At 57.1% G+C, this 14004-nt stretch carries 11 protein-coding genes; all 11 read right to left on the bottom strand.

Translation table 11 applies throughout. The features are described from left to right. Nucleotides 1-70: 70 nt before the first annotated feature. The 11 genes from nuoN to nuoC all read right to left on the bottom strand — a co-directional run bounded on the left by nuoN (nucleotide 71) and on the right by nuoC (nucleotide 13930). Complete coding sequence (gene nuoN / locus ACLI4M_RS02185; protein WP_133623207.1) at nucleotides 71-1528, bottom strand: NADH-quinone oxidoreductase subunit NuoN; 1458 nt, start codon at nucleotides 1526-1528, stop codon at nucleotides 71-73. A 6-nt stretch (nucleotides 1529-1534) separates the two neighbouring features. Further along, nucleotides 1535-3055, bottom strand: a complete 1521-nt coding sequence (gene nuoM, locus ACLI4M_RS02190) for an NADH-quinone oxidoreductase subunit M (RefSeq protein ID WP_048915459.1) — start codon at nucleotides 3053-3055, stop codon at nucleotides 1535-1537. A gap of 215 nt (nucleotides 3056-3270) precedes the next feature. Next, the gene (nuoL, locus tag ACLI4M_RS02195; protein WP_048915458.1) at nucleotides 3271-5109 is read right to left on the bottom strand and encodes an NADH-quinone oxidoreductase subunit L; all 1839 of its coding nucleotides are present in this window, start codon (nucleotides 5107-5109) and stop codon (nucleotides 3271-3273) included. Beyond that, on the bottom strand, nucleotides 5106-5408 hold the full coding sequence (gene nuoK / locus ACLI4M_RS02200; protein WP_048915457.1) for an NADH-quinone oxidoreductase subunit NuoK: 303 nt from the start codon (nucleotides 5406-5408) through the stop codon (nucleotides 5106-5108). The genes nuoL and nuoK overlap by 4 nt, the downstream gene beginning before the upstream one ends. Beyond that, the gene (gene nuoJ / locus ACLI4M_RS02205; protein WP_048915456.1) at nucleotides 5405-5959 is read right to left on the bottom strand and encodes an NADH-quinone oxidoreductase subunit J; all 555 of its coding nucleotides are present in this window, start codon (nucleotides 5957-5959) and stop codon (nucleotides 5405-5407) included. The genes nuoK and nuoJ overlap by 4 nt, the downstream gene beginning before the upstream one ends. A 10-nt stretch (nucleotides 5960-5969) precedes the next feature. Then, entirely contained in the window at nucleotides 5970-6512 is a 543-nt protein-coding gene (gene nuoI, locus ACLI4M_RS02210) for an NADH-quinone oxidoreductase subunit NuoI (protein ID WP_048915455.1), read from the bottom strand. Between the two features lie 12 nt (nucleotides 6513-6524). Next, a complete protein-coding gene (gene nuoH / locus ACLI4M_RS02215) occupies nucleotides 6525-7502 on the bottom strand; it encodes an NADH-quinone oxidoreductase subunit NuoH (protein ID WP_048915454.1) in 978 nt (325 codons plus the stop codon). Then, the gene (gene nuoG / locus ACLI4M_RS02220) at nucleotides 7499-10225 is read right to left on the bottom strand and encodes an NADH-quinone oxidoreductase subunit NuoG (protein WP_133623206.1); all 2727 of its coding nucleotides are present in this window, start codon (nucleotides 10223-10225) and stop codon (nucleotides 7499-7501) included. The genes nuoH and nuoG overlap by 4 nt, the downstream gene beginning before the upstream one ends. Before the next feature lie 50 nt (nucleotides 10226-10275). After that, entirely contained in the window at nucleotides 10276-11616 is a 1341-nt protein-coding gene (gene nuoF, locus ACLI4M_RS02225; RefSeq protein WP_048915452.1) for an NADH-quinone oxidoreductase subunit NuoF, read from the bottom strand. Next, nucleotides 11613-12128, bottom strand: coding sequence for an NADH-quinone oxidoreductase subunit NuoE (gene nuoE, locus ACLI4M_RS02230; protein WP_413449773.1), 516 nt, complete (start codon nucleotides 12126-12128; stop codon nucleotides 11613-11615). The genes nuoF and nuoE overlap by 4 nt, the downstream gene beginning before the upstream one ends. A gap of 2 nt (nucleotides 12129-12130) precedes the next feature. Continuing rightward, nucleotides 12131-13930 carry an NADH-quinone oxidoreductase subunit C/D gene (nuoC, locus tag ACLI4M_RS02235; protein WP_099754448.1) on the bottom strand — a complete coding sequence of 600 codons (1800 nt, stop codon included), beginning with the start codon at nucleotides 13928-13930 and terminating at the stop codon, nucleotides 12131-12133. Nucleotides 13931-14004: the final 74 nt, after the last annotated feature.

The following is a 14004-nucleotide window of genomic DNA, read 5'->3' on the forward strand; positions in this document are numbered from 1 at the left end:
CGGGTTAATCAAATTACAGGTAAAAAAAATCGGGCCACATGGCCCGATTTTTTATTGGCAGCGTGCTGAATTACATTAGCGGCTGCGCCAGTTTTACCAGCGAGATCAGCGGCTGCGGGTAGATACCCAGCGCCAGCACCAGGATTGCTGAAATCAGGACCACCACACCACCGGCGGTGAACGCCCAGTTCGCCGGGGTATCACGCTGCATCAACTCTGGCGGGTTGAGGTACAGGCTGACGGTCATACGCAGGTAGTAGTACAGGCCGATGGCACTGCCCAGCACCACGGCGCCGGTCAGCCACCACAGATGCGCACTCACACCGACCGCAATGACGTAGAACTTACCAATAAAGCCAAGCGTCATCGGGATACCCGCCAGTGACAGCATCATCACGGTCATCACCGCGGCGAGGATCGGACGGTGCCAGAACAGACCACGGTAGGAGTACAGCGAGTCAGCATCCGGGCCACGGTAAGGGCTGGACATCAGGCTGACGACACCGAAAGCACCGAGGCTGCTGAACAGATAACCGGCCAGGTAAACGCCAACCGTCTCCATCGACAGCTGGTGAGTCTGCACGGCAATCAGCGCCACCAGCAGATAGCCGAGGTGAGCAATTGACGAGTAGCCCAGCATACGCTTGATGTTGGTCTGCGAAATCGCCATCAGGTTACCGAACAGCATCGACAGCACCGCCATGATGCCGAGTACGCTGCGCACGCCTTCGTTATCGGCCAGCGGTGCATACATAAACAGGCGCATCAGCACGCCAAAGATGGCGATTTTGCTGGCGGTAGCCAGGAAGGTCGACACCGGAGCCGGAGCCCCCTGATAGACGTCTGGCGTCCACAGGTGGAACGGAACCAGCGACAGCTTGAAGCCAAAGCCGACGATCATCATACCCAGACCCGCCATCAGCAGCGGCTCATGCAGGACACCATCGTTCAGGCTCTTACCCAGCGAAGCAAAGCTGAGGTTGCCCGAGTCTGCATACACCAGCGCCATACCGAACAGCAGGAATGATGATGCGGCAGCCGACAGGATGGTGTACTTGATCGCCGCTTCCAGCGAGCGTTTCTGCTGGAAGGCGTAACCCACCAGGCCAAACAGCGGCAGGGAGATCAGCTCAATACCGAGGAACAGCGAAGCCAGGTGATTCGCGCTGGCCAGCATCACACCACCCAGCGTCGCAATCAGTACCAGCAGGTAGAACTCTTCGCGGTTATCCGGGTAGCCCGCCAGCCACGGGTAGGCAAAGGTGCAGGTTGCCAGGCTGGCAAGGATAACCAGCCCGGTATACAGCATCGAATAGCTGTCCACGCGCAGTAGCGGGGTGACATCCATTGGCCCAGCCTGGCCGACAAAGTACAGCGAGAACAGCGCCAGGTTGAGACCGATGACGGCCAGCGTCGCATTAACGAAGTGATTGCGTCGCCACGCAATGGACAGCATCACAACTACCACCGTCAATCCGACGATCAGCAGCGGTAGAAGCGCGATCAATTGTTGAGGAGTTATTGTCATGGCGAATTACGGCCTTGTAGTTGAAATTGAAGCAGTAAACCACTGCTGAATATTACTCATCGCAGCATGCGAGGTATCCAGAATCGGCTGAGGATAAACACCCAGCAGCACCAGCAGGACCACCAGCACCATAATCATCAGGAACTCACGCGCTGACATACCGCGCAGTGGCGTATCTGACTTTGGCGCACCGTAGTAAGCGCGTTGCATCATAATCAGTGAGTAAACCGAAGCAAACACCAGACCGAAGGTCGCGATGACAATGATCACCGGCACCGTCTGGAAGCTGCCCGTCAGGATCATAAACTCCCCGACGAAGTTACCCGTACCCGGCATCCCAAGGTTTGCTACCGCGAAGAACAGCGACAGGCCCGGTAACCATTTGATACGTGCCCACAGGCCCCCCATCTGACGCATATCACGGGTATGCAAACGCTCATACAGCTGACCACAAAGGATGAACAGCGCAGAAGCTGACAGGCCGTGCGCAATCATCTGCACCACCGCGCCCTGGAACGCCAGCTGGCTACCGGTGTAGATAGCAATCAGCACGAAGCCCATGTGGGAGATAGAGGTATAAGCAATCAGGCGCTTGATATCGTACTGCGAGAAAGCCATCCACGCGCCGTAGAAGATGCCGATAATCCCCAGCCACATCGCAATAGGAGCAAACTCGGCCGAAGCATTTGGGAACAGCGGCAGCGCAAAACGCAGCAGACCGTAAGCGGCGGTTTTCAACAGAATACCGGCAAGGTCAACCGAACCTGCCGTGGGTGCCTGGCTATGCGCATCCGGCAGCCAGCCGTGCAGCGGAACCACCGGCATTTTTACCGCGAAGGCGATAAAGAAGCCCAGCATCAGCAGGTATTCAACGCCGTGCGACATTGGCGTTTTCAGCAGTCGTTCGTAGCTGAACGTCCATTCGCCGGTCGCGTTGTAGTGCACAAACACCAGCGCAAGAATCGCAATCAGCATCACCAGGCCGCTGGCCTGGGTATAGATGAAGAACTTGGTCGCGGCAGAAATACGCGTCTTCCCGTCGGAGGCTTTGTGGCCCCACAGCGCGATCAGGAAGTACATCGGCACCAGCATCATCTCCCAGAAGAAGAAGAACAGGAACATGTCCATGGCGAGGAACACGCCGATCACGCCACCGAGGATCCACAGCAGGTTAAGGTGGAAGAAGCCCTGCCATTTCTCGATTTCATTCCACGAGCAGAGGATCGCCATCAGGCCAAGCAACCCGGTCAGCACCACCATCAGCAGCGACAGGCCGTCGAGCGCCAGATGGAACTCAATACCAAAGCGCGGGATCCACGGAACGGAGAACTCAGATTGCCACTGCGGGATCCCCGCAGCCTGAGTCAGTGAATAGCCTCCCTGCAACCACAGCTGCAGCGAAAGCACCAGCGTCAGCCCCATTGCGATCAGTGCGATCCAGCGCGGTAGCTTGGGTCCGAAGCGCTCAAGCTGCCAGCACAGCAAGCCGCCGACAAACGGGATTAATATAAGCCAGGGTAATAACATGGCGATTTGTTCCCTTTATAAGCCTGAATGGGCTATCTTGCTTGCCATTTTTGCCCCCGGCAGTGCTCGCAATGCTCACATACTTCAGTATGCTGCGCTTGCTCTGCGCTGGCGGTGACAAAACTGACTGCGCCGATGACGCCCAACCTTCAGGTAATTTTCAACATTCTTAAACTCAGGACGGGGCCAACCAGCCCCACCCCACTCACGAACCTTTACATCACCATCAGCAGAGCCAGCACCACCACGGCGCCGATGCTCATTGAGGCCAGATACCAGCGCAGGTAGCCGTTTTCGCTGATCACCAGGCCTTTGTTAGCGCCACGCGCCAACAGTGCCGGGATGTTCATCAGGGCATTTAACGGGTCACGCGACAGCAGCCAGGCCACGCCAAGGTAAGGCTTGACGAAGATTTTGTCGTACAGCCAGTCGAAGCCCCAGGCAGCAAACCACCAGGTCGAGAAGAAACGGCCTGGCGCGCTGTTGGCGATCGAAGTCACCAGCGTGCGTTTGCCCAGCCACAGCGCGGCAGCCAGCAGAATGCCGACAATCGCGACTACGCCAGAGGCAATCTCCAGCGTCAGCACGCTGCCGTGCGCCAGTTCAGCGGTATCCGGCAGTACGCCTTTCAGCGGCGGCACAATCATCGCGCCAATAAAGGTTGAGAGAATTAACAGCACGATCAGCGGCAGATGATGAGTAATCCCTTTGCCGGCGTGAGCGTGAATTTGTTCTTTCCCGTGGAAAGTAATGAAGATCATACGGAAGGTGTAGAGCGAGGTCATAAACGCCCCGGCCAGACCGGCAATCATCAGGTTAAGATGACCATTAGCCAGTGCCCCTGCCAGAATCTCATCTTTACTGAAGAAGCCCGCAGTGATCAGCGGCAGAGCAGACAGCGCGGCGCCCCCGACCAGGAAGCAGACATACACCAGTGGGATACTTTTACGCAAGCCGCCCATTTTGAAGATGTTCTGCTCATGATGGCAGGCAAGGATCACCGAACCCGAGGAGAGGAACAGCAGCGCTTTGAAGAACGCATGGGTCATCAGGTGGAAAATCGCCGCATCCCAGGCCTGAACGCCGAGCGCCAGGAACATATAGCCAATCTGACTCATGGTCGAATAAGCCAATACGCGCTTGATATCGGTCTGCACCAGCGCCGCAAAGCCTGCCAGCACCAGCGTCACCGCACCAACGATACCGACCAGATGCAGCACTTCCGGCGTCATCAGGAACAGGCCGTGAGTACGGGCAATCAGATAGACACCTGCGGTGACCATGGTTGCCGCGTGGATCAGTGCAGATACCGGGGTTGGGCCCGCCATCGCATCGGCCAGCCAGGTCTGCAATGGCAGCTGGGCTGATTTACCGACCGCACCCCCTAACAGCATCAGGGTTGCCCACATCAGCATATGGTTATCGGCAGCAAAGTGTGCCGGCGCCAGCTCGACCATCTCGCGGAAGTTCAGCGTACCCAGCTCGTTGTAAAGAATGAACAACGCAAATGCCAGGAACACGTCACCCACGCGGGTCACGATAAAGGCCTTCATAGCCGCCGCACCGTTTTTCGCTTCGGTGTAGTAGAAACCGATCAGCAGGTACGAGCAGAGACCCACGCCTTCCCAGCCGAGATACATCAGCATCAGGTTATCGGCCAGTACCAGAACCACCATGCTGGCGATAAACAGGTTGGTATAGGCGAAGAAGCGCGAGTAGCCCTCCTCCCCACGCATGTACCAGGAGGCGAACATATGGATGAAGAAGCCGACACCGGTGACCACAGACAGCATAGTCAGCGACAGCCCATCCAGCGTCAGGCTGACGCTGATGTTGTAGTTACCTACGTGGATCCAGGTCCACAGCAGCTGATTAAATACCTGCTGGCCGTTGGCAAAGAAGTCCATGCCAACATAGAGCGTGACCAGCGCGGCCAGACCGACAGAGCCCATCCCGACGGTAGCGGCCAGATTTTCTGACCAGCGACCACGGGAAAATGCCAGCAGTAAGAAGCCAATCAGCGGAAACAGGATTGTTAAATAGAGAAGGTTCATCCGCGCATCTCACTCACTTTATCAATGTTGAGGGTCTGACTGCGGCGATGCAGCTGCAGCAGCAGCGCCAGGCCAATACTGGCCTCAGCCGCAGCCAGGCTGATTGCCAGGATATACATCACCTGACCGTCTGCCTGACCCCAGTAGCTCCCCGCCACCACAAACGCCAGTGCTGCGGCGTTAATCATGATTTCGAGACCAATCAACATAAACAGCAAGTTACGGCGAATAACCACGCCCGTGAGTCCGAGGACAAACAGAATGGCCGCCAGAATAAGTCCATGCTGCAGAGGGATCATACCTGCTCCTCCTTGTTACTTTTCACTTTGTCCGCCGGGCGGTTGCTCAGCACCTCACCAGGGCGCTGCTCGCGACCGATGTGGAAGGCCACGACCAGGCCTGCCAGCAGCAGCATGGAAGCCAGCTCAACGGCCAGAACATAAGGACCAAACAGGCTGATGCCGACGGCTTTTGCATCGATCATCGTGCCGTCAATGCCCTGGTCATTAATGCTACGGATGGCGTAAACCAGCACCACCAGCAGGACAAACGACAGCACGGCAGGCCCGATCCACATAGACGGTTGCAGCCAGCGGCGCTCCTGCTCGATCTCCTGGCCGCCAAGGTTCAGCATCATCACCACGAAGACGAACAGCACCATGATGGCACCCGCATACACAATGATCTCCAGCGCACCGGCAAAGTAAGCGCCGAGCGAGAAGAACACACCGGCGACAGCCAGCAGAGAAATAATCAGGTACAGCAACGCATGTACCGGGTCTGTGTGGGTGACAACGCGCAACGTCGCCAGCACCGCTACCAGTCCGCAAAGATAAAACGCAAATTCCATGCCTGGCTCCTTAAGGTAACAAGCCCTTGACGTCGATGGGTTTGGCTTCGTTTTCTGCGTCGCCTTTGTCTTTGCCGTCGATCGCCATACCCGCCATCCGGTAAAAATTGTATTCCGGGTATTTGCCCGGGCCGGAAATCAGCAGGTGTTCTTTTTCATACACCAGATCCTGACGCTTGAACTCACCCAGTTCGAAATCTGGGGTAAGCTGAATCGCAGTGGTCGGGCAAGCCTCTTCACACAGGCCACAGAAGATGCAGCGCGAGAAGTTGATACGGAAGAATTCCGGATACCAGCGGCCGTCGGCCATCTCTGCTTTTTGCAGCGAGATACAGCCCACCGGGCAGGCGACGGCACACAGGTTACAGGCAACGCAGCGTTCCTGGCCGTCCGGATCGCGCGTCAGCACGATACGCCCACGATAACGTGGCGGCAGGTAAACCGGCTCTTCCGGGTACATCATGGTTTCGCGTTTGGCGAAGGCATTCATACCTATCAGCCAGATACTGCGTACGGTTGTCCCGAAACCAACGACAAGGTCTTTTAATGTCATGTTCTTAACCCCTTACTGCGCCGTGTACAGAATCACTGCGGCGGTCGCCAGCAGATTCAACAGCGTCAACGGCAGACAGACTTTCCAGCCGAACGACATCACCTGGTCATAGCGCGGGCGCGGTAACGCAGCACGAATCAGAATGAACATCATCATGAAGAATGCCGTTTTGATGGCAAACCAGAAAATCGGCGGCAGCCACGGACCATACCAGCCACCGAAGAACAGCGTGACGATCAGTGACGATACGGTCACGATACCGACGTATTCACCGACGAAGAACAGGCCGAACTTCATCCCGGCATACTCAATGTGGTAACCGTCGGCCAGTTCCTGCTCGGCTTCTGGCTGGTCAAACGGATGGCGGTGACACACGGCAACACCGGCGATGCAGAAGGTGATAAAGCCCAGGAACTGCGGGATCACGTTCCACAGATGCTGCTGGCTGTTCACAATGTCGACCATGTTGAACGAGCCAGCCTGAGCGACCACGCCCATCAGCGACAGGCCGAGGAACACTTCGTAGCTCAGCGTCTGGGCCGAGGCACGCATCGCACCGAGCAGTGAGTATTTGTTATTACTCGACCAGCCCGCGAACAGCACGGCATACACTGCCAGGCCTGCCATCATCAGGAAGAACAGCAGACCGATGTTCAGGTCCGCGCCCATCCAGGTGGAAGTCACCGGCACAATCGCCATCGCCAGCAGCAGCGAGGTGAAAGCGATCATTGGCGCAAGAGTAAAGATCACGCGGTCGGTGAACGGTGGGATCCAGTCCTCTTTAAAGAACATTTTGATCATATCCGCCACCAGCTGCAGCGAGCCGCCCCAGCCGACACGGTTTGGTCCGTAACGGTTCTGGAACAGCCCGAGCAGGCGACGTTCGCCGAAGCTCATAAACGCGCCGCAGCCCACCACGACAAACAGAATCACTAAGGCTTTTACGACGGCGATAATGACGTCGATAACTTCCGGTGTCAGCCAGCTCATTGTGCAGCCTCCCGCAGATTTTCAATGTCGCTTCCGGCAAGGAACGGTGGAACACCCGGCAAACCAATTGGCAGACCAACCTGCCCTGCCTGCAGGTTGCTGGAGAAGCGCACCGGCAGACGCAGGACTTCACCCTGACAGTTAAATTCCACCGCAGCACCGGCATTGACGCCCAGTTTTGCCGCATCGTCCGGGTTCACCATCACGTAAGCTTCAGGCATACGCTGCTGAATAACCGGAGCGCGCTGCGTCATCTCTTCACTACCAAACAGGTGGAAGTATGGCGCCACGCGCCAGCTTTCGGCGCGACCGCTGAAGGCAGCCGGCACATTTTCGAACCAGCCCAGCTGAGACTCACCCGCTTCGATCAGGCGCACGCCTGGATCGCCGTTACGCAGATGTCCACCCACTTCCGCCTGGAATTTGTTCCATGCCTGCGGTGAGTTCCAGCCTGGAGCCCATGCAAATGGGATCTGCGAGCGCGCAGCGCCCGGCTGGTTGTTCCCTTCCATTGAGAAGGAGAACATGGTGTCTTTGTCCTGCGGCTGACGCGGTTCGTGCACGCTGATATTGGCGCGCATCGCGGTACGTCCACTTGAGCGATGCGGCGAACGCGCCAGCTTCTGACCACGAATACGGAAGCTGGCATCCGGTGCCGCTTGTTTAATTCCGGCCAGCTGCGGCAGTACCGCCACGCAGGCATCTATGACGTGATCGAGCTGGCTCCAGTCCACTTCGCGGCTGTTGATGGTGCTCTGCAGCGAGTGCAGCCAGCGCCAGCTTTCCAGCATCTGAACTTTTTCGTCGTAGTAAGCCGGGTCATAAACCTGGAAGAAACGCTGTGCGCGGCCCTCCTGGTTGACGACGGTGCCGTCGCTTTCGGCGAAGCTGGCGGTAGAGAGGATCAGACCGGCCTTTTCGCTGGTGGCAGTACGCTGGTGATCGAGCACGATCACGTTTGGCGTATTGCTCAGCGCGGCATCCACGGTGGCTTTCGGCAGGTGACGATAGAGATCGTTCTCCAAAATGATCACCGCATCTGCCGCGCCGTTTTCCAGCTCGGCCAGGGCGACGTCGAGCGAGTGACCGCCGATCATGCCAAGGCCAACGCTGTTAGTGGCACCCGCAATCAGGGTGATCCCCACATCAGAACCGCGCGCTTTCAGCGCTTTCGCCACGTTGGCGGCGGCCTGAATCATCGCTTCACTGCCGGAGTGAGTGCCGGAAATAATCAGCGGTTTTTTCGCACCGGCCAGCGCCTGCACGATCACATCGATTTTGCCCGCCAGTGATTTATCGAGATCGCTGACTGCCGGTGCGCTGGCGTCCAGCTCATGGGCGATGGCAAAACCTAAGCGTGCCTGATCGTCAACCGGGGCGCGATAGCTCCAGGCGGCGATATCATCCAGGCGGGTTTCATCCACGTTAGTGACGAACAGCGGATGTTTGGCGTTCTGACCGATATTGAGAATCGCAGCAATCTGCCAGTCCGCGACTTTCTGTGCGGCGGCCATTTCACGCGATTTGCCCTTCACGGCCTGACGCACGGAGAGCGCAACGCGCGCCCCGGTCTGAGTCAGATCTTCACCCAGCACCAGCACCGCATCGTAGCTCTCAATATCACGCAGCGCCGGGGTGTGAATGCCGCTGTCGCGCAGCACGTTAAGCATCAGCTCAAGACGCGCCTGCTCGCCCGCCGCGATACCGGTAGAGAAGTTTTCTGCTCCCACCAGCTCGCGCAGGGCGAAGTTGCTCTCCACGCTGGCGCGCGGTGAACCGATGCCGATCACTTTCTTCGCCTGGCGCAGCACATCTGCGGCTCCCTGCATCGCCTGCTCAGCGTTGAGCGCGATCCAGTCGTCGCCGCGGCGCTGCATTGGCTGGCGCGGGCGATCTTTCAGGTTAACGTAGCCATAGCCGAAACGGCCACGGTCGCACAGGAAGTAGTGGTTTACCGTACCGTTATAGCGGTTTTCGATGCGGCGCAGTTCACCGTAGCGCTCGCCCGGGCTGGTGTTACAGCCGATGCTGCACTGCTGGCAGATGCTTGGCGCAAACTGCATATCCCACTTACGGTTATAACGCTCGGAGTGAGTTTTGTCGGTGAACACGCCGGTCGGGCAGATTTCTACCAGGTTTCCGGAGAATTCACTCTCCAGCACGCCATCTTCCGGGCGGCCAAAGTAGACGTTGTCATGCGCACCGTAAACGCCGAGGTCTGTACCATCGGCATAATCTTTGTAGTAGCGCACGCAGCGATAACAGGCGATACAGCGGTTCATCTCATGGGAGATAAACGGACCGAGATCCTGATTGCGGTGAGTACGCTTGGTGAAGCGATAACGGCGGAAACTGTGGCCGGTCATCACTGTCATATCCTGCAGGTGACAGTTACCGCCCTCTTCACAGACCGGACAGTCGTGCGGGTGGTTAGTCATTAACCACTCCACCACGCTTTCGCGGAACTCTTTCGCTTCCCCATCATCAATGGAGATGAACGTGCCATCGGACGCCGGGGTCATGCAGGACATAACCAGGCGGCCACGGGTGTCTTCGGCATTTTGGAACTGCTTTACCGCACACTGGCGGCAGGCACCGACGCTACCGAGCGCCGGGTGCCAGCAGAAATAAGGAATATCAAGGCCGAGGGAGAGACATGCCTGCAACAGGTTGTCTGCACCATCAACATCATATTCTTTACCGTCTACATGAATTGTAGCCATAGTGAACATGCTTCCGTAAGGCCCGTGCGAACACGGGCGTTAAACTTTGCTTACCAGCGCGCCTTTAACAGGTTTGGCTGGATGCCGCTAATCGCGTGTGCGTTGCTGTATACCTGGGGTGCCATTCCCGCTTCAAACTCTTCGCGGAAGTATTTAATGGCACTTTGCAGTGGCTCTACTGCACCCGGCGCATGCGCACAGAATGTTTTACCCGGGCCAAGCTGGCGGCAGAGCTGCAGCAGGGTTTCGATATCCCCTGGCTGCCCCTGCTTGTTCTCCAGCGCGCGCAGAATTTTAACGCTCCACGGCAGGCCGTCACGGCAGGGTGTACACCAGCCGCAGGATTCACGGGCGAAGAACTCTTCCAGATTGCGCACCAGCGACACCATGTTGATCTCGTGGTCAACAGCCATTGCCAGCGCCGTGCCCAGACGGCTACCGGCTTTACCAATGCTGGCAAATTCCATTGGCAGGTCGAGGTGGGATTCGGTCAGGAAGTCAGTCCCTGCGCCACCCGGCTGCCAGGCTTTGAATTTCAGGCCGTCGCGCATGCCACCGGCATACTCTTCCAGAATTTCGCGGGCGGTGGTGCCAAACGGCAGTTCCCAGACGCCAGGATTTTTCACCCTGCCGGAGAAGCCCATCATTTTGGTGCCGGTATCTTCACTGGTGGAAATGCCTTTGTACCAGTCAACGCCATTAGCAATGATGGCCGGCACGTTGGAGAGCGTCTCAACGTTATTCACGCAGGTCGGCTTGCCCCAGGCACCCGCTGATGCCGGGAAGGGTGGCTTGGAGCGCGGGTTAGCGCGGCGCCCTTCCAGGGAGTTAATCAACGCGGTCTCTTCACCACAGATATAGCGACCAGCGCCGGTGTGCACGATCAGCTCAAAATCGAAGCCCGACCCGAGGATATTTTTACCCAACAGACCCGCTTCGGTTGCTTCCGCGATGGCGCGGCGCAGGTTAGCGGCCGCTTCAATATATTCGCCACGCAGGAAGATATAGCCACGATAGGTTTTCAGCGCGAAAGCGGCGATCAGCATGCCTTCCACCAGCTGGTGCGGCATCTGCTCCATCAGCAGGCGGTCTTTATAGGTGCCTGGCTCCATTTCATCGGCGTTACACAGCAGGTAACGGATGTTCATGGATTCGTCTTTCGGCATCAGGCTCCACTTCAAACCCGTGGAGAAGCCTGCACCGCCGCGCCCTTTCAGGCCAGAGTCTTTAACCTGGGCGACGATCTCTTCCGGCGCCATGGATTTCAGGGCTTTCTCAGCACCGGCATAGCCATTCTTACTGCGATATTCCTCAAGAAATACCGGCTGTTTGTCTTCACGCATGCGCCAGGTCAGCGGATGCATTTCGGCAGTACGCACGATCTGTCTCATTGATACTGCTCCAGTAAGTTGGCGATGCCTTCCGGCGTCAGATGAACGTGAGTGTCTTCATCCACCATCATCACCGGCCCCTTGTCGCAGTTACCCAGGCAACAGGTCGGCAGCAGCGTGAAGCGGCCATCAGCCGTGGTCTGGCCCGGCTTGATGTTCAGATTGGTCTCCAGCGCGGCCTGAATGCCCTGGAAGCCAGTGATGTGGCACACCACGCTGTCGCAGTAGCGGATCACATGGCGGCCAACCGGCGTGCGGAAGATCTGGCTGTAGAATGTTGCTACCCCTTCCACATCACTGGCCGGAATACCCAGCACATCCGCAATCGCGTTAATCGCGCCGTTTGGCACCCAGCCGCGCTGCTTCTGAACAATTTTCAGCGCTTCAATTGAAGCGGCACGCGCATCTTCGTAATGGTGCTTTTCATGCTCGATGGCGTCGCGCTCGGAGGCACTCAGCACAAAAGCCCCGGATTCATCGATCGTTTCGATCGCAATTCTTTGATCGTGCATAATTAGCGGTCCACGTCTGACATAACAAAATCGATACTACCGAGGTATACGATCAGGTCGGATACCAGGCTGCCGTTGATCACTGAAGGGATCTGCTGCAGGTGCGGGAAGCTAGGCGTACGCACGCGGGTGCGATAGCTCATGGTGCTGCCGTCGCTGGTCAGGTAGTAACTGTTAATCCCTTTGGTCGCTTCAATCATCTGGAAGGACTCATTGGCCGGCATCACCGGGCCCCATGAAACCTGCAGGAAGTGAGTGATCAGGGTTTCGATATGCTGCAGCGTGCGCTCTTTTGGTGGCGGCGTGGTCAGCGGATGGTCAGCCTTGAACGGGCCTTCCGGCATGTTCTTCAGGCACTGTTCCAGGATGCGCATACTCTGACGCATCTCTTCCATCTTCAGCATCACGCGGCTGTAAGCACAGCTGACCCCGTCACCGATTGGAATGTCGAAATCGAAGTTTTCATAACCGGAGTAAGGGCGCCATTTACGCACGTCAAAGTCGAGACCCGTCGCGCGCAGACCTGCGCCGGTGGTACCCCAGGCCAGTGCCTCTTCCATGTTGTAGGCAGAAACACCTTTCGAACGGGCGATCAGCACGGAGTTTTTCAACGCGGTCTGTTCGTAGGATTTCAGACGTTTTGGCAACCAGTCCAGCAGCTCGCGCAGCAGGCGCTCCCAGCCTTTCGGCAGGTCATGCGCCACGCCGCCAATGCGGAACCAGGCCGGGTGCATACGGAAACCAGTAATGGCTTCCACCACGTCATAAATTTTCTGGCGATCGGTAAAGGCAAAGAACACCGGAGACATCGCACCGACGTCCTGAATAAACGTTGAGATGTAGAGCAGGTGGCTGTTTATACGGAACAGCTCTGAAAGCATCACGCGGATGACATCCACGCGCTCTGGCACTTTGATACCGGCCAGTTTCTCAACCGCTAACACGTACGGCATTTCATTCACGCAGCCGCCAAGATACTCGATGCGGTCGGTGTAAGGAATGTAGCTGTGCCAGGATTGACGCTCGCCCATTTTCTCCGCACCGCGATGGTGGTAACCGATATCCGGCACGCAGTCGACGATCTCTTCGCCGTCCAGCTGCAGGATAATACGGAACGCACCGTGCGCAGACGGGTGGTTCGGGCCGAGGTTGAGGAACATAAAGTCCTCATTGTTGGTGCTGCGCTTCATGCCCCAGTCTTCAGGCTTAAAGGTGAGCGACTCCATCTCCAGATCTTCTTTCTGCTTGGTCAGCTCGAAAGGATCGAATTCGGTCGCACGCGCCGGATAATCTTTGCGCAGCGGGTGCCCTTCCCACGTCTGCGGCATCATGATGCGCGTCAGGTGCGGGTGGCCCTCGATATTGATACCAAACATCTCCCAGGTTTCACGCTCATACCAGTTGGCATTCGGGAAGATTTTGGTGATGGTCGGCACATTCAAATCGTTTTCAGACAACGCCACCTTGAGCATGATATCGCGATTGCGTTCAATGGAGATGAAGTGGTAGAAAACGGAAAAATCCGCCGCGGGTAAACCCGCACGGTGAGTACGCAGACGCTCGTCCATGCCATGCAGGTCATACAGCATGACATAGGGTTTTGGCAGCTTGCGCAGGAAATGGATAATCTCAAGCAGCTGCTCACGTTTCACCCAGACTACCGGAATGCCGGTACGGGTTGCTTGCACAGTAAAGGCGTCAGGCCCAAAACGATTACGCAGCTCGCCGATCACCGGGTCATCCTGGTGATCTCGGGTTTGCCATAACGGCTGAGCGAGATCTTGCGTGGTTAAATCTGTCATAAGTGGTTCACCATTCTGGCCTGTCATCCAGGCGCTCAGTGTTGGCGTCAGGTGGGTCGGCGCACGTTACATTG

Source organism: Erwinia sp. LJJL01 (assembly GCF_047300805.2).
Taxonomy (GTDB): Bacteria; Pseudomonadota; Gammaproteobacteria; order Enterobacterales; family Enterobacteriaceae; genus Erwinia; species Erwinia aphidicola.

Excerpts from the sequence above, each read along its gene's own strand:
- nuoL (WP_048915458.1), bottom strand. The coding sequence starts at position 5,109 with ATGAACCTTCTCTATTTAACAATCCTGTTTCCGCTGATTGGCTTCTTA.
- nuoK (WP_048915457.1), bottom strand. The coding sequence starts at position 5,408 with ATGATCCCTCTGCAGCATGGACTTATTCTGGCGGCCATTCTGTTTGTC.
- nuoM (WP_048915459.1), bottom strand. The coding sequence starts at position 3,055 with ATGTTATTACCCTGGCTTATATTAATCCCGTTTGTCGGCGGCTTGCTG.
- nuoJ (WP_048915456.1), bottom strand. The coding sequence starts at position 5,959 with ATGGAATTTGCGTTTTATCTTTGCGGACTGGTAGCGGTGCTGGCGACG.
- nuoC (WP_099754448.1), bottom strand. The coding sequence starts at position 13,930 with ATGACAGATTTAACCACGCAAGATCTCGCTCAGCCGTTATGGCAAACC.
- nuoF (WP_048915452.1), bottom strand. The coding sequence starts at position 11,616 with ATGAGACAGATCGTGCGTACTGCCGAAATGCATCCGCTGACCTGGCGC.
- nuoE (WP_413449773.1), bottom strand. The coding sequence starts at position 12,128 with ATGCACGATCAAAGAATTGCGATCGAAACGATCGATGAATCCGGGGCT.
- nuoN (WP_133623207.1), bottom strand. The coding sequence starts at position 1,528 with ATGACAATAACTCCTCAACAATTGATCGCGCTTCTACCGCTGCTGATC.
- nuoI (WP_048915455.1), bottom strand. The coding sequence starts at position 6,512 with ATGACATTAAAAGACCTTGTCGTTGGTTTCGGGACAACCGTACGCAGT.
- nuoG (WP_133623206.1), bottom strand. The coding sequence starts at position 10,225 with ATGGCTACAATTCATGTAGACGGTAAAGAATATGATGTTGATGGTGCA.
- nuoH (WP_048915454.1), bottom strand. The coding sequence starts at position 7,502 with ATGAGCTGGCTGACACCGGAAGTTATCGACGTCATTATCGCCGTCGTA.